Here is a 25,659-nt window from a genome sequence, read left to right as displayed (position 1 = left end):
AGAATTGATACAAATTAACCCAAATGATGGATTGCTCATTTTTTCTGCCGTTAAATTTCTGTTAAAAGTCTTATTTTTGCCCAATTGAAAAGTAAACTCAAAATATTTTACTAACCCAAGATTTTATAAATGATTAGTTGGAGAAAGCATTACAAAAGGAGTCTTATCGCAATAGGATTATTGCTGTCGACCAGTGCTTCTATTTACGCTCAAGGAGATGCCAAGAACGGTGAAAAGCTTTTTAAAGCAAACTGTACGGCGTGTCACGCATTAGATAAGCAACTTGTTGGTCCTGCATTAGGAGGCGTAGTAGACAAGCTTAAAAAGGAGCAGAATCTGGATACAGACTGGCTTCACAAATGGATTAAAGACAATAAGGCATTAAGAGCTTCTGGTGACAAGTATGCCAATGAAGTTTTTGAGAAGTTCAACAAAACTGAAATGCTTCAGTTTCCTAATCTTACAGATCAGGATATTAACGACATTTTAGAGTACACCACCAATCCTCCAGCGGCCGCACCTGCTGCAGAAGCGGGCGCAGCGGCAGCAACTGATACCAATTCAGTGGCAGCTCTGGAAGCAGCAAAAAAAGAATCTGTTAATTCAAAAATTATCCTGATTTCATTGCTTGCTATTGGCGGTCTCTTGCTTTGGTTGCTGTTAAAACTGAGGCAGTTGGTAAAACTTCAGGAAAGTGAAGAATTATCAGTGCTTAACGCGACAAGAACTACTTCTCTTGCAGATCTTTATAAGAGATATCACTTTGTAGGAAAAGGTATTCTGGTTGTATTAGGAGTATTAGCTGCTTACGGAATATGGAACTGGATGATGTGGATTGGGGTATATAAAGGATATAAGCCTGAACAGCCGATTCACTTCTCTCACAAGATTCACGCAGGTGAAAATAAAATCGACTGTCAGCTTTGTCACTCTTCCGCGAAATACGGTAAAGTATCAGAAATTCCTTCGATGAACGTTTGTATGAACTGTCACCGTACGATTTCCGAATATAACGGAAAATATATGGAGCCAGGTAAAGATAAATCTTTCTACGACGGAGAAATCCAGAAGATATATGCTGCTACCGGATGGGATCCTGCGAAACAGCAGTACACCGGCAAAACTCAGCCTGTTGAATGGACAAGAATCCACAATATGCCTGATTTTGTTTACTTCAACCACTCACAACACGTTGTGGCAGGAGAGCAGGCAATTATCACTTCATACAACAAGAAAAACCCTGAGGCTAAGATTGATGTAGTTTGTAAAGCTTGTCACGGACAGGTGGATACCATGAATGTGGTGCATATGGCAAACGACTTCACCATGGGATGGTGTATCGAATGTCACAGAACAACAGAAGTTGATATGAACAACGGTTATAATAAAGAGTACTTCAAAAATCTACACGAAAAACTGAAAAAACAATACGGTTCAGGTACTAAGATTACGGTAGATGCTATTGGAGGGCTTGAGTGTGGTAAATGTCATTATTAATAACAAAAATTAGAAGTATCAATGGCTTCAAATAAAATACAATTCAGAAGTATTCACGAACTGAAAGATCCAAGCTTAAACGGTAAGCTGGCTCAGAAAGAGTTTCAGAACGAAATTCCGGTGGATGAATTATTGGGAGACGATCAGTCGAAAGAGTCAGGAACTTCAAGAAGAGATTTTCTTAAGCTTTTAGGATTCTCCACAGCTGCAGTTACTTTGGCTGCCTGTGAAGCTCCGGTGATCAAAACCATCCCTTACGTGGTGAAACCCCACGAAATCATCCCGGGAGTTCCAAATTATTACGCATCAACCTATTTTGACGGGTACGATTTCGCAAGTGTTTTAGTAAAAACCAGAGAAGGAAGACCAATCAAAATTGAACCGAATCCGTTGGCTAAAGAATTGGGTAAAACCAATGCAAGAGCACAGGCAGCAGTACTTTCACTTTATGACAATGATAAAGTAAAACAGCCAAAACTTGACGGTAAAGATGAAACCTTCGATAAAGTAGATGATTTCGTTCTTAAAGGTTTATCAGATGCGCAGGCAGGAGGAAAGAAAATTGTGATTTTATCACATTCTTATGCTTCTCCGACTTTCAAAAAATTATTTGCAGATTTTAAAGCAAAATATCCTACTGCGGAACTGGTTACTTATGATGCAGTTCCTCACACCGCAGCTTTAGATGCTGCGCAGGAAGTTTTCGGACAGAGAGCATTGCCGGTTTACGATTTATCGAAAACACAGTTGGTGGTTTCTTTCCAGGCAGATTTCTTAGGCGACTATAACGGAGGTTCATTAGAAACTTCATATGCCGCAGCAAGAAAGCCAGGTCCGGATATGTTGAGACACATTCAGATTGAGTCCAACATGTCTTTAACAGGTGCCAACGCTGATACCAGAATTAAATTGAAGCCAAGTGCAGTAAACAAAGTTCTTGTTGAAGTGTACAACGGTCTTAACGGAGGTACAACCAGTAAGGAAGCTGCCGAAATCGTTAAAGAATTACAGGCAAAAGGCAGCAATGCTGTTGTTTTTGCTGACGGTTCTAAAGCGGCTCACGTTTTAGCACATTTAATCAATCAAAAATTAGCATCATCTGCTTTCACAGGTAAAGCAAACTTCCTTAAGGAATTTGATGCTGCTAAATATCAGGAATTTTTAGGTTGGATGAATTCAGGTCAGGTTGGGGTATTGATTACCAACAATGTAAACCCGATTTACTCCAGCAATAGAGGTGAAGATTTCAAAAAACTGTTGGCAAAAGTGACTTGTGTAGTTGCTGTCGCTGATAAGAAAAACGAAATGTACAAAGCGGCAAAAGCTGTTATTCCAGTAGCAAACTGGCTGGAGTCATGGGGTGATATGGCGCCTCAGACAGGTATCTATACCTTAATGCAGCCAACCATTCAGAAAATTTACAAATCAAGACAGATCGAAGAATCTCTATTGGTTTGGATGAACGGTAAAAACAATGCAGCCAATAATTATTACGATTATTTAAAAGCGAATGCAGCCACTCTCATCGGTGGAACTACTTTCAATAAAGCACTTTACAATGGTGTAATTGAAGGTGGAAGCGTTATAGGATCACTTTCTTATACAGGCGGTAATGCTGCACAGGCTGCCACTGAATTAAATAACTTTAAAGCATCCGATTTGGAATTGGTGCTTTATACCAAAACTTCGATAGGAGACGGAACTCAGGCAAACAACCCTTGGCTGCAGGAATTACCGGATCCAATTACGAGACTTTCGTGGGATAACTATTTAACGATTTCTCCAAGAGATGCTCAGAAATTAGGTATTGACAACGACCTGAACGCAAGAATGCAGTTAGGTGGATCTGTTGTAAACCTTACCGTTAACGGCGTGAAAATTAACAATGTTCCTGTGTATATCCAACCGGGTCAGGCAGAAGGTTCTATGGGACTGGCTCTTGGTTACGGAAAGAAAGATTCAGGGAAAGTTGCTGAAACCGGTGTTAACGCATATCCTTTATTTGACGGTTCAAATTCAGTTTTATCCAATGTAACTGTTGAGAAAACCGGAGAGGCTCATGAATTTGCAGGAATGCAGCTTCAGAATACCTTGATGGGACGTTACGAGATTGCAAGAGAGGTTCCTTTGGATACTTTCTTAAATGTAAAATTCGATGACGAGAAATTAGGATGGAACAAACCATTGGAATATCACACCATCGGTGGAGCTTTACCAGCTGGTAAAATCGACCTTTGGGATGCTTTCGATGATACGGACGGCCCACACTTTAACTTATCTGTTGACTTGAACTCATGTACGGGTTGTGGAGCATGTATTATTGCATGTCAGGCTGAAAACAACGTTCCGGTTGTAGGTAAAGAAGAGGTGAGAATGTCCAGAGATATGTACTGGTTGAGAATCGACCGTTACTATTCTACCAACATTCCTGCTGATATCGATTTGAATAAAGACGGAAAACTTTCTCAGGAAGAGGCCATCACTGCTGATCTTAATGTTCCTGGAATGTATGGTCATTTTATGGATAAAGAAAGCGGAATCTTAAACCATCCTGCAGACAATCCTGATGTGATCTTCCAGCCGGTGATGTGTCAGCACTGTAACCATGCACCTTGTGAAACAGTTTGTCCGGTAGCGGCAACTTCTCACGGTAAACAGGGACAGAACCAAATGGCTTATAACAGATGTATCGGAACAAGATACTGTGCGAATAACTGTCCTTACAAAGTAAGAAGATTCAACTGGTTTACTTATAACCTGAATGATAAATTCGACTTCAATCAGAATAACGATTTAGGAAGAATGGTACTGAACCCGGATGTGGTTGTAAGAACAAGAGGGGTAATGGAAAAATGTTCAATGTGTATCCAAATGACACAGAACACGATTCTTGAAGCGAAGAAAGAAGGAAGAAGAATAAAAGATGGTGAATTCTCTACAGCATGTGTGAACGCTTGTTCTACAGGTGCTATGAAATTCGGTGACATGAACGACAAAACTTCAGAAGTTAGAGCGCTATACAACACCAACAGAAGATATACTTTGCTTGAGGAAATTGGTACAAAACCAAACGTTTTCTATCATACCAAAGTGAGAAACAGAAAAGAAAACAATGTTTAAAAATAATAAATAGGTAAAAAATGTCAGGACATTACGAAGCTCCGATAAGGGAACCTTTAATTATTGGTCACAAAACTTATCACGATATTTCAGAAGATATCGCAAGACCTATCGAAGAAAGAGCCGGAAAACTTTGGTGGATTTCATTTTGGATAGCTTTAACACTATTCATCTACGGATTTGGCTGTATAGCGTACACCATTGGTACCGGTATCGGTGCATGGGGACTCAACAGAACCAATAACTGGGGATGGGATATTACCAACTTCGTTTGGTGGGTAGGTATCGGTCACGCCGGAACCCTGATCTCCGCGGTACTATTATTATTTAGACAAAGATGGAGAATGTCGGTAAACCGTTCTGCTGAAGCGATGACGATTTTCGCCGTTGTACAGGCTGCGATCTTCCCGGTAATTCACATGGGTAGAGTATGGGTAGGTTATTGGGTATTCCCTTTGCCGAACCAGTTCGGTTCTCTTTGGGGGAACTTTAACTCGCCGCTTCTTTGGGACGTATTTGCGATCTCCACTTACTTCTCTGTATCCACCGTGTTCTGGTTTATGGGACTTATCCCTGACTTTGCGATGATCAGAGACCGTGCAAAGACACCTTGGACCAAAAGAATCTACACCTTCCTTTCATTCGGATGGGGTGGTAAAGCAAAACACTGGCAGCGTTTCGAAGAACTATCTTTGGTATTGGCAGGTTTGGCAACTCCACTGGTATTCTCGGTACACACCACGGTATCTTTTGACTTTGCTACTTCGGTAATTAAAGGTTGGCACTCCACCATTTATCCGCCATATTTCGTTGCGGGTGCGATTTTCTCCGGATTCGCAATGGTACAGACGCTATTGCTTGTTGCAAGAAAAGTTTGTCACTTAGAAGATTATATTACCATGTATCATATCGAAATTATGAACATTGTAATCATCGTAACCGGCGGTATGGTAACGGTAGCATACGCAACCGAGTATTTTATCGGATGGTATTCCGGATCAAGATATGAAGACTTTACTTATCTTTCTCCGGGAGCAGCAACAGGTCCTTACTGGTGGGCTTTCTGGGCATTGATTATCTGTAACCTTGTAATCCCTGCATTATTCTGGTTCAAAAGAATCAGAACCAATATCATCGCAACATTTATTATTGCACTGATCATTAATATCGGGATGTGGTTCGAGAGATTTGATATTATCGTAATCAATATTTCAAGAGATTATTTACCAAGTTCATGGACGATGTTTAAACCTACAATTATTGACGTAGGGGTGTTCCTTGGAACAATAGGATTTTTCGGAGTATTATTTTTATTATACGCCAGAACGTTCCCTGTTATTGCACAGGCCGAGCTGAAGACTATTTTGAAAATATCAGGTGAAACTTATAAAGCAAAAGAAGAAGAAGATGAGCACCACTAAAAGAATATTTGGTATTTATGCTGACGACGACGATTTAATGAACGGCGTTCATGCATTCAATGATAAAGGAATCAAAATTGACGAAGTATACACTCCGTTTCCGGTTCACGGGCTCGATAAAGCTTTAGGCTTAAAGAAAACAAGAATTTCCGATGCAGCATTTTTATATGCAGTATACGGGGTTACCATAGGAAGTTTGGTTACATGGTACACTATGAATCATGACTGGCCGCAGAATATCGGTGGTAAACCGGCATTCGACTGGGCGCACAACATGCCTGCTTTCGTGGTTCCGATGTTTGAGTTGATGGTTTTCTGTGCAGCACACATGATGTCGCTTACCTTTTTGGCAAGAAATAAAATGTATCCTGGTTGTCCTCCACAGAATCCTGATCCGAGAACTACCGACGATAAATTTATGATGGAATTTGTAACCGATGATGTGGATGCAGTAAAACAAATCCTGATTGATACCGGAGTTGAAGAAATAACTGTAAAAGAAGCTTAAAATGACAAAGAATATTATTAAAATTACAGCTATCTTAGGTTTTGCAGCAATTTCATTAAGTTCTTGCAGCAAGGAAAATCCACCTTTGGTCTATTTTCCTGATATGTATTATCCTGTAGCTTATGATCCTTTGATGAAAGCTGAGGATGCATACTCTACTCATGAAAACGAAATTCCTGCATTTGTAAAAAATAACGGTGCTACAGGTTTAGGTCCGGTAAACGGAACAGTTGTACATGATAAAGATGCAGTAGCAGATGTAGCTGCAAATGAAAGAATGACACCGGATCAGTATAATGCCGGATACGAGGAATCTAAAGCAATTAACGCTTCCCCTCTCAATCCTGCAAACCAGGCAAAAGATATTGAAAGAGGTAAAGGATTGTATGATAAAACCTGTTCAGCTTGCCACGGTACCGGAGGTGACGGACAGGGACCGATTGTGGTTAGCGGAGCTTATGCGGGAGTACCTAAATATGCTGACAGACAAATCACAGTAGGATCAGTTCATTATGTTTTAACCAACGGTAGAAATGCAATGGGATCTTATGCAGGACAACTTACCCCGGGTGACCGATGGAGAGTTGCAATGTATGTAATGAGCGCTTTCAAAGGCGGAATTGGACCTGCAGCCACTACAGCAGCTCCTGCAGCGGCAGTATCTGCACCGGCAGCTTCAACAAGTGTAACAACTAGTCCTCAAAAATAAAAAGTATTAAAAAATGTATAGTTTTTCACCTAAATTAAGATTATATTCAATCATATTTATCGTTCTGGGATTAGTGCTTTTTGGAGCAGGTTATTTTATGAATCACGGAATGGATGATGCCAGAATTGAACATATGATGGAGGCTGTTCACGCCGGAGGAAATCATGCACCAACCAATTCAAGTGAAATGGTAGGGCCTCAGGATCATGCTGCGCATTTGGAGCATGCGAAAATGCAGGTTCACAATCAGCCGTTAGCTGCCATTCATACAGTTGCTGTATTTTTGTTTGCTTTGAGCTGCTGTGCACTGTTTTTCTATTGTATTCAGAATGCTGCTCATGCAGGTTGGTCTATTATTATCTTAAGAGTGATGGAAGCAATTGCTTCTTACATTCCTTACGGAGGCGCGATCGTTGTCATCATTATGATTTTGAATATTACTCATCAGGGTCACCTGTTCCATTGGATGGATCCGGAATTAACAGAACCTGGAAATATTCATTTTGACGCCATCCTTTTCGAAAAGAAAATATTCTTAAACATTCCATTCTATGCGGTTAGAACGCTTATTTATGTAATTGGGGCATCTTTCTTTGCATGGAAACTGAAATCGCTTTCTAAAAAAGTGGACGATACCAAAAGCAGAAAAGTGTATGCAAGCTACTATAGCTGGAGTGTAGGATATATCGCATTCTTCGGTTTTGCATCTGCAGCCTGGGCTTGGGATTGGTTGATGTCAATTGACCCTCACTGGTATTCTACAATGTATATCTGGTATGCAATGGTTAGCTGTCTTTCTTCAGCAATTGCTGCGATTATTCTTATAAGTGTTTATCTGAAGAAAAACGGATTCCTTCCGCAGTTCAATGATAATCACCTGCATGATTTAGGAGTTTTCCTTTTCGCTACAAGTATGCTTTGGACGTATACCTGGTTTGCACAGTTCATGCTGTACTGGTATGCGAACGTTCCGGAAGAGGTTAATTATTTCTTCGGGAGATTCAAGTACTATTCTCCGACATTCTTACCAATGCTGATCGTTAACTTCCTTATTCCGCTTTTGGTTTTAGTAAGTTCAAGCATCAAAAGAAATTATATGGTAGTGACGGTAATGGCAGTTGTAGTACTGTGTGGTCACTGGTTAGATTATTTCAATATGGTAATGCCGGGAACCGTAGGACCTTATTGGAAAACACCTGAGGTATTATTACTCAATTTAGGATCTGTATTATTCGGAGTTGGTTTATTTATCTTTGTAGTAATGACTGCACTTTCTAAATTAAAACTTATTCCTGAAGGTAATCCATTCCTTAAAGAATCTAAAATTTACGAATATCCGTTCTAGTAGAACTGAATATCTTTTAAAATATAATCCCGGCTTTATGTCGGGATTTTCTTTAAATTTGTAATAAACCACGCACTATGAAAAAAGTTCTGTTTTTATTTTTCTTCTGTTTGCTGTTGATCGCCTGTAAAAAAGACAAGGTAGATGCAACGACAACCAAAACATTTCAGTCGAGTATTAATGATATGGCATCGAGTTTAAATACCCTTCAACAGGTAAAATTCAGTGAAGCTTTATACATCCTGAAAACTTTCGGAGTGGAAGCTGAAGGAGACGTGAACGAGCTGAATGCCTTAGGAAAGCTAATCAACGGAAAGAAAGTTCCCGAGATATTCGCCCTTGCCGACAAAGTCGCCCAACAGAACGGAATAGACTGGACAAGCACAGGGCCGCCGTCTTTAGGTGAAATGAATATTTTTGGAAATGACATGGCGAAAGAATCTGATCCGAATGATATTTCAGCAAATTCTTTAAGTGTTACTACAAAACCAATAGCTATTGACAGTGTTTTGGGTCCCAAATCGCTGCAGATTATTCCGCGTTTGGTAGACGCTTCCGGAAAAGCGATTGCCTTCTCCGGCGCCGGTCTGGAAGCAATACTTGAGGTGTTCAGCAATGGAAACAGAATTCTGACTTCAAAAAATTTAATGCAGGATAATAACTTCAAAGGTTTTAATTTAAGATTTGCCTCTCTGCCGGCCGATAAAATTTCAAATAACCAAATCGATATTACTGTTTCTGTAAAAACTACAAAGAAGACCTATAAAATGTCGAAAATCGGAGTTGCTGTGAATCCGAAAGCATTATTGATGCCTGCAGGAAATCCTGCTCTTAATCCGGCGAATCCGTCAGCGGAAATCCCTTCCGTGATAACTGACGAACCAACGGTGACGACTGCACCAACTGCTGATCCTAAAACCAGTGTTTCCAAATTTCTGAACAGTCTCAGCACGAAAAACCTGAAAGCTGCTTACGAAACCTCAGACAATCCGAACTGGGGTTCTTATGAAACGTTTTCAAATCCTAATTCAGGGTTTGGCGGGGTGAAGAGCATCAATGTTAAAAATATTACAACCAACAACGCCGGAGCTAATGATGCAAGCGTAAATGCCACATACGACGTTACCGATAAAGACGGAAAAACAACTTCGCTTCTGGTTACTTTTGGTTTGAAAAATGTAAACGGTGAGTGGAAAATTTCAAGCTATAAAATCAATTAAAATGAAAAATCCTGAACTGATCCAGAAATTAGAAAATACGATAGAAAATATCCCGGATTTTCCCAAACCCGGCATTCAGTTTAAAGATATTACGCCTATTTTTCTCAATCCGAAACTTTATGAAGACGTTATCGCGGATCTTGTAAGTTTCAGCCGTGGGAAAGTGGATGCCGTTTGTGGCATTGAAAGCCGCGGATATCTCTTCGGAATCGCCGTTGCTGTTGCACTGGAAGTTCCATTTATTTTAATCCGAAAAGCGGGAAAACTTCCTCCGCCTTTCATCAGCGAAAAATACGATCTGGAATACGGCTCGGCTGAAATAGAAATGCGCACCGGACAGATAAAACCCGGACAGAGAATCCTTATTCACGATGATCTGCTGGCGACTGGTGGAACAACAGAAGCTGCCGCGAAACTCGTTGAAAAACAGGGCGCAGAAGTTGCTCAGTTCAGTTTTTTGATCGGGCTCAGAGATCTTCACGGAGAAGAACGGCTGAAACAGTTCAATGCTGATGTACACACTATTTTAGAATATTAATACTGTTGGTACATTACCATAAAAACCCTGCTGTTTACGGTGTTATTGATAAAGAAAATGTTTTTTTGGACATAATTTTGTAAATCGTTATAAAACAGTTAAATTTGCACTTCAATTTTTAATACTATTATGGCAAAAGATAAAACGCACACCAACAAAAAAGAACTTGAAGGTAAGGAAACTGTAGAGATTTTCAGAGATTTAGACAGAGGCGCTCTGGATACTGAACGCTTTCTTGAAAAACATTCTAAAACTTTAATCACTGTTTTCGGTGCTTTGGTAGTAGCTGTTTTGGCATATTTTGCTTTCCAGCAGTTTTATGTAGCGCCACGAAATGAAGAGGCGACTTTAAGTTATCTTGCCGCACAGAAAAATTTAGCGGACGGAAAAGAAGATCTTGCTTTGGGAGGGAAAACGGCTGCAAATCCTGGTTATCTTGGTACTTACAATGAATATTCAGGAACTAAAGTAGGAAAGCTTTCTGCTTATAATGCAGGTCTTCTGAAATTCAAAGAGGGGAAATATCAGGAAGCTTATGATTTATTAGATAAATTTTCTTCCGACAATAAAATCTTAATGGCTTTGAAATATGGTGCGATGGCTGACTGCCAGGTAAATCTAAACAAAAATGACGATGCACTGTCACTTTTAGATAAAGCTACTTCTGCTTCAGATGATCCTTATACTTCTTATTATTTTACAAGAAAAGCAGGTTTGGTTGCACTGGCATTGAAAAAGAATGCGGAGGCTAAAAAATATTTCTCAGCGATCGACGAAAAGTACCAGGATTATGATAACGGAATGTCTGATTCTTATATTGAAATGGTAAAATATTACTAAATAAAAAAAAATAAAATGGCAACTGTAAATCTTTCAGATTACAAACCATTACAGATTAATGATGCCGGTTCTTTTAGAATTGGCATTGTTGTTTCTGAGTGGAATGATTTTGTAACCGATAACCTTCGCGACGGAGCAGTAGAAGTACTGAAAAAAGAAGGCGTTAAAGAAGAGAATATCGATATCTTTAAAGTTCCGGGAGCATTTGAACTTAATTATGCTTCAATGCAGCTCTGTAAAGAAAGAAAATTCGATGCGGTAATTGCGATTGGATGCGTCATTCGCGGGGAAACTCCGCATTTCGATTATGTTTGTTCTGCTGTAGCACAGGGAATTAAAGACTGTAATATTTTAACCGATGTTCCCACCATTTTCTGTCTGTTAACTGACGATACCAAAGAACAGTCCATTGCGAGAAGTGGCGGAAGTCTTGGTAACAAAGGCATTGAAGCTGCGGTAACCGCATTGCAGATGATCGATTTCAAGAAAAACCTTTCCGAAAAGAAAGGAAATATTGGTTTCGGAAATTTGTAGTTTTACAACAAACTGAAATCTCATATATTTTTAAATGCTGTGAGATTTCATAAATATTTTTAAAATGGATCTTAAAAAAATAAAGCCGTTTCTCTTACTCGGGAGTTTTTATCTCCTGGTTTCCTTCATCCTGCGGATTGTTTTCATCTTTCATCCCATTACCAATGCGAGTTTCGGCGTTTTCGAAAGCTTGAAGATTCTTTTTGTCGGCTTAATCAGCGACATTTTTGTTTTCATACTTTCCAGCAGTTTACTGGCTCTGTATTTTCTGTTTTTGTCCGACTCAAAATACAGAAAGCCCTATGGATACATTATTTTTGGGATATTGATGTTGGCGCTTATTTATACCGCTTTCGTTCCCGGAAATATTTTCAAACAGTACGGAGGTTCTTTCCCGGAAGTTGCGATTGCTTTTGTAGGCATGAAAACCATGTTTTTCGGTTTGCTGCTTTTTCTTCCGGCACAAAGGGTTAAAATCCGAAATATTCTCTATTTCATCACCTTATTTCTCTATGTATTACTGATTATTTTCAATGCTGTAAGCGAATATTTTTTCTGGAATGAATTCGGCGTACGTTACAACTTTATCGCGGTAGATTATTTGATTTATACCAATGAAGTTATTGGGAATATCATGGAAAGTTATCCTGTTGTTCCGCTGTTTTCGGTGATTTTAATTTTTACGTTAGCAGTCACATGGTATATCTTCAAAAAAACTAAAAACGAGCTTTTAGATCTTCCGAATTTCAAACAGAAACTTATTTTGCTGGGATCATTCCTTGTCTTGTGCGGATTAAGTTTGGTCATTATTCCAAAACTGGATTCTGTTAAAACTGAAAATACTTTTGCTCAGGAAATTCAGGCAAACGGTTTTCCTAAGTTTTTCAAAGCTTTCACCCAGAAAGAACTCGACTATTTTCAGTTTTATCCGACATTGAATGAAACGGTGGCGGAGCAGAATTTCCTGAAACAGTTTCAGCCGCCAGCTTTGGCAAGAAACATTACTTCAGAAAATCCTGAATTAAAGAAAAATGTAGTTTTAATTTCCATTGAAAGTCTTTCCGCTGATTTTCTTGAGCATTACGGAAATACCCAAAAAATAACACCTTTTCTTGACAGTTTAGCGGACAAGTCACTGCTGTTTACCAATCTTTACGCAACCGGAAACAGAACAGTCCGCGGTCTGGAAGCTTTAACGCTATGCATTCCTCCGACGGCTGGTGAAAGTATTATCAAAAGAGAAAACAACAAAAACAAATTCACGACCGGAAGTGTTTTCAAATCGAAAGGCTATGACGTGAAATTCTTATATGGCGGTTATAGCTATTTCGACAATATGGAAGATTTCTATAAAGGAAATGGCTACGATATCGTGGACAGAAATAACTTTAAGCCTGAAGAAATAACGTTTGGTAACGTTTGGGGCGTTTCTGACGAAGATATGGCGAAAAAGGCGATCGAGGTAATGAATCAGGAAGCAAAGTCGGGAAAACCGTTTTTTAACCACTGGATGACGGTCTCCAACCACCGGCCATTTACCTATCCTGAAGGTAGAATTGATATTCCCGGAAATGCAAAATCGCGTGACGGCGGAGTGAAATACACGGATTATTCTCTCCGTAAGTTTTTTGAAATGGCAAAAAAACAGGATTGGTATAAAAATACAGTCTTCGTAATTGTCGCCGATCACTGCGCCTCAAGTGCCGGAAAAACGGAACTTCCAATGGATAAATACAGAATCCCCGGAATGATTTTTTCCGAAGGTTTTATTGCCCCGCAGCAATTTAATCAGTTAATGTCACAGATTGATGTGATGCCTACTTTGTTCGGGTTGCTGAATTTCAGTTACCAGTCGAAGTTTTTAGGACAGGATGTATTTAAAGATACGTTCCAACCGAAAGCTTACGTTGCAACTTATCAGGATTTAGGTCTTATTAAAGATAATTATTTAACGGTGATTTCTCCAACGAAAAAGGTGAGACAGTATTCGCTGGTTTTGCAGAAATCTGATCTTCCGGAAAACTTCAAACTTTATTATGATGAAACTCCCGTGAAAAACACGGTACAGAATTTGGTTGATGACTGCGTTTCTATATTTCAGTCAACCAGTTATTGGCTGGAAAAAAATAAACTGAATCGGTAAGAAATTTTTGTAATTTTAATTTCGAGTTTAATAATAAAATATTCATTATGAGATGGACAAATGACAGAAGCGGGAATGTAGATGACAGACGCGGAGCCGGAGGAGGCGGAATGCTTGTAGGCGGAGGTTTGGGAACCCTGATTATCGCCGCAATAATTTTCTTCCTGGGAGGAGATCCTTCAGCTATCCTTTCCTCGGGAGCGGGAAGCTCTCAGCAGACAGAACAGAGAGATTTGACACCTGACGAGTTAAAAGTCCGCGAGTTTGTTCAGATGGTAACAGGTCAAACTGAGCAGACCTGGGGTAAAATATTTCAGGAAAACGGAATGCAGTATGAGGCACCCAAAGTAGTAATGTTCGAAAGTGTTACACAATCGGGCTGCGGAACCGCACAGGCTGCTATGGGACCGTTCTATTGCCCCGCAGACCAGACGGTTTATATGGATATGAGTTTTTTCCAGGAATTGCAGCAAAGGTTTGGTGCCCAGGTTTCTGAGTTTTCTATAGCTTATGTATTGGCGCACGAAATCGGGCACCATGTTCAGACGCTTCTTGGAACCACTCAGAAAGTAGATCAGCTGAGATCGAGCGGTAGATATTCCGAAGCAGATTTAAACAGAGTATCGGTAGCAACTGAGCTTCAGGCCGACTTTTATGCCGGCGTTTGGGCAAAACAGACTGATAACCGTGAAAAGATTTTGGAACCCGGAGATATCGAGTCCGCGATCTCTGCAGCGGAGGCAGTAGGAGATGATAATATTCAGAAACGTTCGCAGGGTTATGTCAATCAGGAAGGATTTACGCACGGCAGCTCAGCGCAGCGAAAAGAATGGTTTATGAAAGGTTACAGTACCGGTGATATCCGGCAGGGTGACACTTTCAACGCTTTGCTAAAATAAATTAAATCCCGATTCGTTCGGGATTTTTTTATGTAACAGCATTTAAAATTTAGTTCGAAAAAACGAAACCGCGGTATAAAAAAATTACACCGCGGTTTCTACTAATATAAAAACTATATTTTTAGTTCTGATTTACAGAACTTTCAGCTGAAGTTTTTGCCTGATCCATTTTGTTCTGAACCTGTGAAGCAACGTCGCTTGCTTTTGATTTTAAATCACTTCCGAATTTGTTGAAGTTATCTTTTGCTGTGTTGAACGTATCTTTAACAGCCTGTTTTTCTTCCGGAGTTGAATTTTTGTATTTCCACCAAGCTACTGCTCCAAGTCCTAATAAAGCTAATAAGCCATTTCTTTTAGTACTCATAATTTTAAGTTTTAAGTTGTTTTCTGAAAATTTATTTGATAACTGTTTAATTGTAAAAAGCGTGCCACATATTTGGATCAAAGCATAAAATTTTGTTAAATATTGCTGTGAATATTTTGGCTTTGAAATTATTCAATACTTTAAAGGAAGATTAGGAGTACAATAAAAAAACTCTGTCTAAAAGACAGAGTTTCAATTTATTTGAGAAAATATTTTATCCTAAATACGGATATTTATAATCTGTTGGAGAAACGAAAGTTTCCTTGATGCTTCTTACAGAAACCCATCTCATCAGATTCATTTTCGATCCTGCTTTGTCATTGGTTCCCGAGGCTCTGGCACCGCCAAAAGGCTGCTGTCCTACAACCGCTCCGGTAGGCTTATCGTTGATGTAGAAGTTTCCTGCTGCATTTTCTAATGCTTTGTACGCTTCATCAATCGCATAACGGTCCTGTGCAAAGATTGATCCTGTTAATGAATACGGTGAAGTTTCATCAACCAGTTTTAATGTATCATTCCAGTCTTTATCTTCATAAACAAAAACAGAAAGGATAGGTCCAAAGATTTCTTCACAAACCGATTCGTATTTCGGATTGGTTGTTTCAATTACGGTAGGTTCTACAAACCAGCCTTTCGAATCATCACATTTACCGCCGAAGATTACGTTTGCTTCTCCTGATTTTTCAGCTCTTTCAATATAACCTTTACATTTCTCGAAAGAATTTTTATCAATAACAGCGTTCACATAATTTGAAGGATCTTCCGGGCTTCCAATCTTTATGGTTTTCAGCTGAGCTTCCATTACTTTTTTCACATCGTTCCAAAGAGACTGAGGAATATATGCTCTGGACGCTGCTGAACACTTTTGACCCTGATATTCGAATGCACCGCGTACCAAACCGGTTGCTACAGCTTCCACATTTGCGGAAGGATGCACCATCACAAAATCTTTTCCGCCGGTTTCCCCAACGATTCTTGGATAGGTTTTATACTGATGAATATTGTCACCGATCATTTTCCACATTCCCTGGAAAACTTTTGTAGAACCTGTAAAATGCAGACCTGCAAAATCCGGATGGGCAAGAACTTTCTCGGCGGTCTCTTTACCGTCTGTAAAAATCATATTGATAACTCCAGCTGGCAAACCGGCTTCGGTTAGAATATCCATAATAATTTTAGCCGAAAGAACCTGCTTGTCTGAAGGTTTCCACACCACAACATTTCCCATCATTGCCATACAAGTTGGTAGATTTCCGGAAATAGCCGTAAAGTTGAATGGCGTTACCGCAAAACAGAAGCCTTCCAGAGGACGGTATTCAGATCTGTTCCATACTCCGGCGTCAGAAACGGGTTGATCAGTGTAGATTTCCGTCATAAATTCGACATTATATCGGAGAAAATCGATGAATTCACATGCTGCGTCAATTTCAGCCTGATGAACGTTTTTACTTTGCCCGATCATGGTTGCCGCATTTAGTGTGTCCCTGTATGGGCCTGCGATCAAATCTGCTGCTTTTAAGAAAATAGCTGCACGCTGCTCCCAGCCTAAATTATTCCATTTTTCTTTAGCAGCCAATGCAGTGTTAATGGCATCGTCCACATTCTGCATTGTTCCTTTATAATAGAAACCTAGATCATGCTTGTGATCCTGTGGTGAGCTTATTGCGATTTTATTATCAGATTTTACTTCTTTTCCGTTGATAATCATTGGGATTTCTACCTTTTCGCTCCACATCTTCTTGTAAGTGGATATAAGAGATTTCACTTCGGAAGACCCTGGTTCATAAGTTCTTACCGGTTCGTTCACTGCGTAAGGAACTTGCGAAATTGCTTTTGACATATTTTTAATTTTTATTGATTTTATTGTGAATGATACAAAGTTAAGTGAAATGCAGCAATGTTCCAAAAACAGCACTCCGGTCGGGCTAATGTTTAACGAGGATCTTTTCGCAGACCATTTTACTTAAAACCGTCTTGTTTCCCGGGATTTTCACCGACATTGTTTTGTCGAATTTTTCAATATTGAGAATTTCAATTTTTTTTCCCAGCACCAATTTTTTTTCGTTCAGGAAGCTAAGAAAATCATCATCGGTGATCGTAACGGCGGTGAAAATAACCTGTTCCCCGACTTCGCAGCTGCTTAGTTTTTTTAAATCCTGCGCAATTACGTTTCCGTCTTTATCCGGAATAGGTTCGCCGTGAGGATCAAATTTTGGATAATTAAGAATTTCATCCATTTTATCGAAGAAAGTTTCAGAATGGATATGCTCTAGTTGTTCAGCGATTTCATGGACGTTTTCCCATCCGAAATTCATCTTCTCCACGAGGAACATTTCAGTCAGACGATGCTTTCTGACAACCAGAGCTGCCTGCTTTTTCCCAGAGTCGGTAATCTTTAATGGTTTGTAGCTTTCATAATGTACCCAGTTTTTGTCTGCAAATTTCTTCATCATGTTATTTACGCTGGGCATTTTTACATTCAGAAACTTGCTGAGTTCGTTGACAGTTACCGTATTTTCGTCGTTTATTAAATGGAAAATTGCTTTCAGGTAATTTTCTTCAGTAAGGGAGATCATAAAAGTTAGATTGTAGTATGTACAAATCTAACAATAATAATCAACAACTAAAAACGCACAAAGGAATTGTGCGTTTCAAGTTTAAGATCAAAAAAGACTGTACTGTATATGAATGAAAAATGGGTTGAAAGACTTTTACAGTGTTTAGTACAGGTTTTCTGATATTAATTAAAAAGAGGTTATTAGTTTTTGTTTTTCGCTGTTTTTTACATTACAAAGATGTGATAATTAATATTGGAAAACATAGGTCTTTTCCCCGTTTTTTCATCGTGAAATCACCCTTTTTTTTCTACTTTTATGAGATGAATTTACGCTCAATTAATTACTTAAATATTTACTGATGAAATACTCATTTAAAAATGATTATTCCGAAGGCTGTCACCCAAGAATTTTGGAAGCTTTGGTAAAATATAATCTTGTTCAGCAGAATGGTTATGGCCTTGATGACTACTCGCAAAACGCCGCTAAACTTATTCTGCAGAAAATAAATAATCCAAAGGCAAAAGTACACTTTGTATCTGGCGGTACCCAAGCCAATTTAATTGTAATTTCCGCATTTCTAAGACCGCACGAAAGTGTTGTTGCTGCGGAAACGGGCCATATTTTCACCAATGAAACCGGCGCTATTGAGGCAACTGGGCACAAAGTGCATGGCGTAGAGACCGCAGACGGCAAACTGAAACCTGACGATATTCAGAAAATCCTTAATCTTCATACCAATATTCCGCATCAGGTAAAACAGAAAATGGTGTATATCTCCAATTCGACAGAGGTTGGGACAATTTATTCGAAAGTTGAACTTCAGAATCTGTACGAATTCTGCCAGGAAAAAAATCTCTATCTTTTTCTTGACGGAGCAAGACTTGGCCATGCTTTAACTGCCGAAACCAACGATCTGACTTTGGAGGATATTGCAAAATATACCGATGCTTTTTATTTGGGAGGAACTAAAAACGGCGCTTTAATAGGTGAAGCGATCGTAATCTGTAATGAAAATCTGCAGGATGAATTTGGATTTCATCTTAAACAAAAGGGTGCAATGCTGGCCAAAGGAAGGCTTTTGGGAATTCAGTTTCAGGAATTGCTGAAGGATGATCTGTATTTTGAATTAGCCAAAAGCGCCAATCAGAAGGCGATGGAAATTAAAAAAGCTTTCGAAGAGAAAGGCTGCAGTTTTCTGTCCGAAACATTTACCAACCAGATTTTTCCAATCTTAACTCAAAACCAAATCGGTCAGCTTTCGCAGAATTTCGATTTTTATGTATGGAAAAAAATTGATGAGGAGAAATCCGCGGTGCGTTTAATTACTTCCTGGGCGACAACAGACTCTATTGTAGCTGATTTTATTAATGAAATTAAAAATTTAAAATGAGAAAGACGGTTTTATTTCTTAGTGTTTTAACCTCGCTTTTCATCAGTGCACAGAAAGTTGAAAAAGACCCCGAAATTTCGGGTTATGTAACAAAGGTCAATAAAGATTCTCTTAAAGCTAATATTGAAAAACTGGTGAGTTTCGGAACGCGTCACACCATGAGTTCAACTTCAGATCCCAATAAGGGAATTGGTGCAGCGAGAGAATGGGTTTTAACTAAATTCAGAAATTATGGCCAGAACTCCGGCGGAAGAATGGAAGTTTTTCTTCAGAATACAGATTTACAGCCTGACGGAAAGCGTGTCAGCAAACTTACCAACCTTGGAAATGCAGCAGCGCTTTTGAAAGGAACTGATCCCAGTGATAAAAGAATTATTATCATTTCCGGTCACCTGGATTCCAGGGTTTCGGATGTAATGGATGCAAACAGCGTCGCGCCGGGCGCCAATGACGATGGAAGCGGAGTAGCGGCGGTGATTGAAAGCGCGAGGATTCTAAGCAAATCAAAATTTCCGGCGTCTATACTTTTTGTTGCGGTAAGCGGTGAAGAACAGGGGCTTTTAGGAGCAAAAATGTTAGCCGACAAGGCAAAAGCAGAAAACTGGGAAATAGAGGCCGTTTTAAACAATGACATGATTGGAAACAATAGTTTTGACGCTCCAAAAAATTCGGGGAAACCTAAGCTTAGAGTTTTCAGTGAAGGTTTACCGGCTTTCGAGACGGAGAAAAAAGCTGGCAATATCAGAAGTTACGGTCTTGAAAATGACGGCGCAGCGCGTCAGCTTGCCCGCTATGTAAAAGAAAGCGGAGAGAAATATGTTAAAGATATTGATATCAAGCTGATTTACAGAAACGACCGTTTTCTGCGGGGCGGAGATCATACGCCTTTTGTGAATCATGGTTTTACAGCGGTTCGCTTAACTGATTATTATGAGAATTATGACCATCAGCATCAGGACCTCAGAACTGAAAATGGAAAGAAATATGGTGATTTGGTTGAATTTATGGATTTCGACTATTTAAAAACGAATACTGCGGTAAATGTTGCTGTCTTAGCCAATCTCGCGAAATCTACTCCTAAACCAGAAAACGTTTTGATGGATGTCAAAGAACTTTCAAATTCCACTAAACTGAGTTGGGAGAAACCTTCTGCCGGAAAAGTAAAAGGCTACAAGGTATTGATTCGGGAAACGGACAGTTCCGTATGGACTGAAAAGATTTTCACCAAAGAAACCTCCATCACACTACCTTACTCCAAGGACAATTTTCTTTTTGCCGTGCAAAGTGTATCAGAATCCGGGAACGAAAGTTTACCTGTGATTGCTAAGGTATCACGGTAAAAAGATAGGTTTTTCGATAGTTTAGAACAGTATACAGCGCTTTTAAATGGAAATCCGTCTCATAATAGAGACGGATTTTATATATAAGAGAAGGAACGCTCATATTAACTTTAATTCTTTATGAAAAAACTTGGAGTTCATTAATGGATAACAACCGTTCGAAACGATGTTAAAAATAGAAATCCGCCTCAATTTGGTATTGAGGCGGATTTCTTTAATATTATGCGAATCTTATTTCGCTCCTTTCACTGTAAAGTTATCAACTTCCCAAGTAGTGGAGAATCCTGCTACAGAAGTATATTTAAATGCAATAACTACATCCTTATTAATAAAATCTTTAAGATTTACTCGCCCGGAACCTACAAAACCAGAGAAGCCACCTAAATCGCTATCCAAAGCTGGATTCATTTTAACCCAAGTTGTTGTAGCCGGCACTCCGGTGAAATTACTGGAAACATAGACTTCTAAAGGGTTACCGCTGAATCTTCCATCAGTCTCAAAAGTGAAGTAAGCTTCCTGCATTCCAGCTAGTGATATTTTTTTAGAAACGAGCCAATCTTCGTTAAGCTGACGGTTACCATCCATAATGGCACTTGGTCTTGGATTACCAAAAGTAGTAGTTGCCCACACCTGAGTACCTGTTACATTGACAGCAGTCCAGTTATCTAAAGTATCAAAGCCATCCTGGAATAATATATTGTATACCGGCGGAACAGTTCCGTCGCATCTTGCACCATCAATGTCTGCATCAGCCTGTCGAGGAATTCTCAACTGATATGCCCCGTTTTGGAATGTTACCACTGCATACACATTTCCTTTTCCGCTATCCACTTCAGCACCTTTAAAAGTTGCAGTTGTACTGGTTGTAAGAAGAATTGTATTTCCTTCGCAATCTTTCAAAGTTCTTTCTGTTGAAGTTCCTGAAACATAAGTCTTTCCTAACTCAGCATCAGTAAATTCAAGATCTTTAATAACAACCCATCTTCCAACGTCTGCCATTGTAAGTTGTTTAATCTTTCTTTCTGTCGGAACCACTGTAGTTGCAGGATTGTTACTGTCAAAGAAGTATTTATACATATCTGCTTCAGCAATTGCCCCAGCAGGACCTCCGAAGCCAATCTGCATTTCTCCATTTATAGCAGGTGCGCTGCCAACAGATAAACCTTTAAGCTTAATAAAGACTTCTTTACCAACCTTAAATCTTGGATCCTGATACAAATTGGTTTTATTAATATTTACACGGATACCTCCTGTAGCATCTTCAATATAAATCTGTCTAACAAAGTTATTGGTTTGATCATTTGCAGTGACTTTCCCTTTCAGTAGGAAATCTCCTGAAATCGGTAAAACTGATGCAAGCTGTTTCACTTCCGCAACAGTTTTTGCGGTTAAACTGGCCTGATCTAAACCACAAGGATTGGTAGTAATACCGTCTTTTCTTGGGAAATGAGTCATATCTGCCAAATCACTTACTTTGTTGATGTACATTTGGTATGAAGAATTAAATTTACTGAAGATCCCAATAAATTTACCTTTCCCTGCAGGCAATAACTGATTAGCAAATGAAGCGAAACCACTGTTTCTTACTACTCTTGCAGTAGATGACAGGGTTGGGTCATTTAACTGTCGGTCTACAGTAAAACCTTCCGGAGCGTAAATGTTACAAAGCACTTTTTGATCGAATTCTGCATCATTAACCTGAATTAGTGCACCTAAAAGCTTGTCATTTGAACTCATCTGAGTTAAAGTCATCACTTTTGGAATAATGTTTTTTCTGATCGTACATGATCTGAAAATATGAGCTGGCATCGCTTTTTCAGGAATTCTGGAAACAGCATCAGCGCCGGTTGCAATAGCTTTATCGTCTTCAATCCCTAACTGTACTAATCCTCCGTAAGTTCCTAAGGCAAGACCTTTTAATTCAATATAAATTTTAGATCCCTGAGGGTACTTTGTATAAGTACTTACCGCATCTACACTGATGGTAAAACCTTCAGTAGGATTTACCGGGTCATCCTGAATGTAAATAGTCTTATAAATATTTCCACTTTCATCCGTTGAAGAAACATATCCTTCCATTATCGCGGTGGAGTTCGCCGGGAAAACATACCTTGTACTTCCGTGCAGCGCTTTTACCTGAGTGATGGTCATGGTTGCCGTTAGATCCTTACACTGGTAGTTATCTAAATTCGGATCATTGTATTTATCATCATGCACGCAGCCTGTTACCAGAAGCGATGCGAAGGCGATGAATAAAATCTTTAAATATGAACTGTATTTTTTCATTGTAGTTATTTTACTTATTAGAACCTTAAATAAACATTAGCAAAGAAAGTAGTTCCTCTGTCGTACCATAATTTTGGTCCAAACCATGGCTTGTCTCTTTGTGAGTCTGCGAACGCTTCCGGAAAGTTCACCGCTCTCCCTTGTTCGAATCCGCCGGTTACATAATCTCTGTTATTTAAGATATTGTTTACACTTAAACTGATTCCCATTCTGTATTTGCCCATTAGGAAAGATTTTCCGGCATTGGCGTTCAACATGAACTGATCATCAAACTTTTTCTGAGCCGTAATTAAAGCAATTGCTTCAGGTGTAGCTCCATTATAGTTATCTCCTGTGGCAGGGTCTGTATACATAGCCTCTGTTTTATTAAGGGCAGAGAAATCTAAATACTGATCCTGAAGATAATTTGCAGTCGCTCCGATCCACCAGTATTTCGGTGAGTTATATCTTAAACCAAACGAGTAGGCTTTTTGTGGAGTACCCGCAACTTTATAATCTTTAAGTTTTGCGGTTCCCCATTCTCTTACTCCAAAATCATCATCAAATGTTTTTACTGTAGGGTTATTGGTAATTTTATAATCACCATAACTTCCTACTGCAGTTGCGCTAAGCGTTGGTGTAATTTTTACTTCAGCACCTATTTCAAGTCCCTGATAACTCTTGTCAATACCAGATAATACTTCAGCCACCAATGCGTTGCCGCTGTCTCCTGATCCGTCGGTAATATCCGCATAATATCTGGAAATTTCAGTCGCGTTTTTAATGGTAGTATAATAGCCGCTTAATCGCAGTTTAAGAATTTGTCCTCTGATGATATAACTTAAATCATTAGAATTAATCATTTGATTTTCTACATTCGGGGTAATCATATTGGTTACCCGCGGGCTGATGAAAATTTCATTTAAGGTTGGTGCTAAACTGAAGAATGCACCATTGTAAACGATAAAGTTTTTACCGTTCACTTTATACAATACTCTTCCTTTAAGGCCGGCATCGAATGAATTGAATATTTCACTTTTGCCTTTGCTGTCTGCAAAATTGTGATGTCTGAATTTACCGTCTCTCTGTGATTCAGCAAAAGAAGTGAATACCGATGCGGTTACATTCCATTTAGCGAAATCGATTTCCGTGGATGCATTGAATGCATACTGGTTTCTCAATAAATCATAAGAGTACTGAGTTCTGTCGCCAACACGTACTTTCGTATCAGGATTGTCCAAATCGTATGGCTGATCGTTTCCGAATGCATTGAGATTGTTTGCATAAGAAGCACCTAAAAGATCTTTTACCTCTCTGAAGTTATCAGATTTTAAGTTCTGATAGCTGAAATTCAGATTCAGTTTCCAGTTATCTTCCAGCTTAGTATCGAAGTGGGAAACAAAATTTAAGGTTTTATCCTTATTAACATCTTCTACGATAGAATAGACCGCTCCGTGATCGGTTCCGTCCATATTCGTTTTGTTAATATAATTTGCCTGATAAAGATCTTCCCAGTTGATTTGGGCCTGTGCTTTAAATTCCTCCTCGGTTAACAAACCATATCCTGGTAATTTTCTGTAATAAGTGGGATTCGGATCAGCACCGTGGAACCAGTCTAAACGGCTTCTTCCGTCTCTTCCGGTCTGGTAAGAAAGCGTGTTGTTCCAGTTACTGGTTTTACCAAGTTTCAGATAATCACTGATCATGAACATTGGTTCAAATACTTTTCTGATTCTGGAATTTCTTTTCTCTCCATCTTGCCATCCCCAATAAGCATTATAATCTTTACCCATTAAATCATAGGTTTCCTGAGTATTTGGAGAATTGTTTGCTCTGTATGTTGGTGATCCGAAAGCAGTTACGTTGATCGCGTGTCTGCTGCTGAATTGTTTTTCCACTGCTAGGAATAAACCCTCAGCATCTTGATATGTACCATCAATAACTCCGTCATCTGCCCATCTTCTACTTGCTGAAAGAGTGAAAGCCCAACCGCTTTTAGACAAACCTGAAGAATAGGTTGCCATTGCTCTGTGGAAATAACTTCTGTTCGTATAAGAATAAGCTAGTGAAGTCTGTTTTCTATAGCTTGATGCTCTTGTATTATAATACACCACACCTCCAAGATTACCGAATGCATATTCAGAAGGGGTAATATTATCTACAGATTCAAAAGGATATCTGGTAACATCGTTCAAACCTCCCCAGTTGCCGAAATCTACCTTACCGTCATCGTTTTTAGACATTGAAACACCATTGAAAAGTACATCTTCGTAACGGTTCTCCACGCCTCTTGGTCTGAACCAGTAAGCTCCAAGCTCAAACGCAGTCACATTCTGAAAAGTATCTCTACCTGAACTTAAAAGTCCTACGGTAGGCTGCATTGAAGATCCTCCCTCATCAGAATCACTTGAAGAATCATCAATTACCATTACTCCTGCATTTATAGCTGGTGCTGGAACTAAGCTGATTACCCCAAGATCTTTTCTTTTTTGGTCAGCAGTTACATCAAATTCAATAATTTTCGGATCAAAACTTTGCTTTGAAACGGTAATTAAGTAATGGCCCGGCTGCAAATCTACAAACTGAAAGTAACCAATTTTATCGGCTTTCACATTTTCAGCAGATTGTCCAAGATCAATCTCTGCACTCTCAACTGGTTTTCCTTCCTGATCTTTTACATATGCATAAACAGTAGTTTGTGCGAAATAAAAAGACGCAGGTAGCAAAGTAAACAATGAGATTAAGGATAATTTTTTTATCATAACAAATTATTTATTTCTCCCTATTGATAACAATTTTTTAAGGGGGAACAAATTTAAACTTATTTTTTGTTAAGTTAAACATTTTTAACACTTTATTAGAAGGCTATCCGTTAATATTTCTTAATATCTTTATAATTCGATGTTTATCTATGATTTTTATTTCGTCTTTGTCATTCGGATAATATTTAGCCATTTACTTTGGAAAT

General features: G+C 39.1%; 19 protein-coding genes. 14 read left to right on the top strand and 5 right to left on the bottom strand.

Going from position 1 to position 25,659, the window contains the following annotated elements:
- Window positions 1-129: 129 nt before the first annotated feature.
- From KSK37_RS11035 to ypfJ, 12 genes are all read left to right on the top strand, one after another.
- Window positions 130-1,497 (top strand): c-type cytochrome, encoded by a 1,368-nt coding sequence (locus KSK37_RS11035; RefSeq protein ID WP_217201540.1) that lies wholly within the window; start codon window positions 130-132, stop codon window positions 1,495-1,497.
- 21 nt (window positions 1,498-1,518) lie between these two features.
- Window positions 1,519-4,617 (top strand): TAT-variant-translocated molybdopterin oxidoreductase, encoded by a 3,099-nt coding sequence (locus KSK37_RS11030; protein ID WP_217201538.1) that lies wholly within the window; start codon window positions 1,519-1,521, stop codon window positions 4,615-4,617.
- Between the two features lie 20 nt (window positions 4,618-4,637).
- Window positions 4,638-6,038, top strand: a complete 1,401-nt coding sequence (gene nrfD, locus KSK37_RS11025; protein ID WP_088359246.1) for an NrfD/PsrC family molybdoenzyme membrane anchor subunit — start codon at window positions 4,638-4,640, stop codon at window positions 6,036-6,038.
- Window positions 6,025-6,546 carry a DUF3341 domain-containing protein gene (locus tag KSK37_RS11020; protein ID WP_088359247.1) on the top strand — a complete coding sequence of 174 codons (522 nt, stop codon included), beginning with the start codon at window positions 6,025-6,027 and terminating at the stop codon, window positions 6,544-6,546. Before nrfD ends, KSK37_RS11020 begins: the two co-directional genes overlap by 14 nt.
- Window position 6,547: 1 nt before the next feature.
- Window positions 6,548-7,255 (top strand): c-type cytochrome, encoded by a 708-nt coding sequence (locus KSK37_RS11015; RefSeq protein ID WP_217201536.1) that lies wholly within the window; start codon window positions 6,548-6,550, stop codon window positions 7,253-7,255.
- Window positions 7,256-7,268: 13 nt separating this feature from the next.
- A complete protein-coding gene (locus tag KSK37_RS11010) occupies window positions 7,269-8,600 on the top strand; it encodes a quinol:cytochrome C oxidoreductase (protein WP_088359249.1) in 1,332 nt (443 codons plus the stop codon).
- Window positions 8,601-8,677: 77 nt separating this feature from the next.
- A complete protein-coding gene (locus KSK37_RS11005) occupies window positions 8,678-9,820 on the top strand; it encodes a hypothetical protein (RefSeq protein WP_088359250.1) in 1,143 nt (380 codons plus the stop codon).
- A 1-nt stretch (window position 9,821) separates the two neighbouring features.
- The gene (locus tag KSK37_RS11000; RefSeq protein ID WP_088359251.1) at window positions 9,822-10,358 is read left to right on the top strand and encodes an adenine phosphoribosyltransferase; all 537 of its coding nucleotides are present in this window, start codon (window positions 9,822-9,824) and stop codon (window positions 10,356-10,358) included.
- A gap of 129 nt (window positions 10,359-10,487) precedes the next feature.
- Window positions 10,488-11,198, top strand: a complete 711-nt coding sequence (locus KSK37_RS10995) for a YfgM family protein (RefSeq protein ID WP_217201534.1) — start codon at window positions 10,488-10,490, stop codon at window positions 11,196-11,198.
- A gap of 15 nt (window positions 11,199-11,213) precedes the next feature.
- The gene (ribH, locus tag KSK37_RS10990) at window positions 11,214-11,732 is read left to right on the top strand and encodes a 6,7-dimethyl-8-ribityllumazine synthase (RefSeq protein ID WP_217201533.1); all 519 of its coding nucleotides are present in this window, start codon (window positions 11,214-11,216) and stop codon (window positions 11,730-11,732) included.
- A 64-nt stretch (window positions 11,733-11,796) separates the two neighbouring features.
- Complete coding sequence (locus tag KSK37_RS10985) at window positions 11,797-13,875, top strand: LTA synthase family protein (protein ID WP_217201531.1); 2,079 nt, start codon at window positions 11,797-11,799, stop codon at window positions 13,873-13,875.
- Between the two features lie 47 nt (window positions 13,876-13,922).
- The gene (gene ypfJ / locus KSK37_RS10980; RefSeq protein WP_088359255.1) at window positions 13,923-14,774 is read left to right on the top strand and encodes a KPN_02809 family neutral zinc metallopeptidase; all 852 of its coding nucleotides are present in this window, start codon (window positions 13,923-13,925) and stop codon (window positions 14,772-14,774) included.
- A 121-nt stretch (window positions 14,775-14,895) separates the two neighbouring features.
- Here the strand turns inward: ypfJ and KSK37_RS10975 are convergent, their stop codons facing one another.
- The 3 genes from KSK37_RS10975 to KSK37_RS10965 all read right to left on the bottom strand — a co-directional run bounded on the left by KSK37_RS10975 (window position 14,896) and on the right by KSK37_RS10965 (window position 17,714).
- The gene (locus KSK37_RS10975) at window positions 14,896-15,138 is read right to left on the bottom strand and encodes a YtxH domain-containing protein (RefSeq protein WP_088359256.1); all 243 of its coding nucleotides are present in this window, start codon (window positions 15,136-15,138) and stop codon (window positions 14,896-14,898) included.
- A gap of 214 nt (window positions 15,139-15,352) precedes the next feature.
- A complete protein-coding gene (pruA, locus tag KSK37_RS10970; RefSeq protein ID WP_217201529.1) occupies window positions 15,353-16,978 on the bottom strand; it encodes an L-glutamate gamma-semialdehyde dehydrogenase in 1,626 nt (541 codons plus the stop codon).
- Window positions 16,979-17,063: 85 nt separating this feature from the next.
- A complete protein-coding gene (locus KSK37_RS10965) occupies window positions 17,064-17,714 on the bottom strand; it encodes a metal-dependent transcriptional regulator (protein ID WP_217201528.1) in 651 nt (216 codons plus the stop codon).
- A 340-nt stretch (window positions 17,715-18,054) separates the two neighbouring features.
- Between KSK37_RS10965 and KSK37_RS10960 the strand changes: the two genes are divergently transcribed.
- Both KSK37_RS10960 and KSK37_RS10955 read left to right on the top strand, forming a co-directional pair.
- Window positions 18,055-19,086 carry a threonine aldolase family protein gene (locus KSK37_RS10960; RefSeq protein ID WP_217201526.1) on the top strand — a complete coding sequence of 344 codons (1,032 nt, stop codon included), beginning with the start codon at window positions 18,055-18,057 and terminating at the stop codon, window positions 19,084-19,086.
- Window positions 19,083-20,426, top strand: coding sequence for a M20/M25/M40 family metallo-hydrolase (locus KSK37_RS10955; RefSeq protein WP_217201525.1), 1,344 nt, complete (start codon window positions 19,083-19,085; stop codon window positions 20,424-20,426). The genes KSK37_RS10960 and KSK37_RS10955 overlap by 4 nt, the downstream gene beginning before the upstream one ends.
- A gap of 231 nt (window positions 20,427-20,657) precedes the next feature.
- Here the strand turns inward: KSK37_RS10955 and KSK37_RS10950 are convergent, their stop codons facing one another.
- Entirely contained in the window at window positions 20,658-22,712 is a 2,055-nt protein-coding gene (locus KSK37_RS10950; protein ID WP_217201523.1) for a DUF5689 domain-containing protein, read from the bottom strand.
- Between the two features lie 17 nt (window positions 22,713-22,729).
- Window positions 22,730-25,453 carry a TonB-dependent receptor gene (locus KSK37_RS10945; protein ID WP_217201522.1) on the bottom strand — a complete coding sequence of 908 codons (2,724 nt, stop codon included), beginning with the start codon at window positions 25,451-25,453 and terminating at the stop codon, window positions 22,730-22,732.
- Between the last annotated feature and the right edge of the window lie 206 nt (window positions 25,454-25,659).

The sequence above is a fragment of the Kaistella soli genome (genome assembly GCF_019038595.1).
In the GTDB taxonomy this organism is placed as follows: Bacteria; Bacteroidota; Bacteroidia; order Flavobacteriales; family Weeksellaceae; genus Kaistella; species Kaistella soli.
The sequence above is the reverse complement of the archived record's forward strand: the minus strand, read 5'-3'. Positions and strand labels throughout refer to the sequence as shown.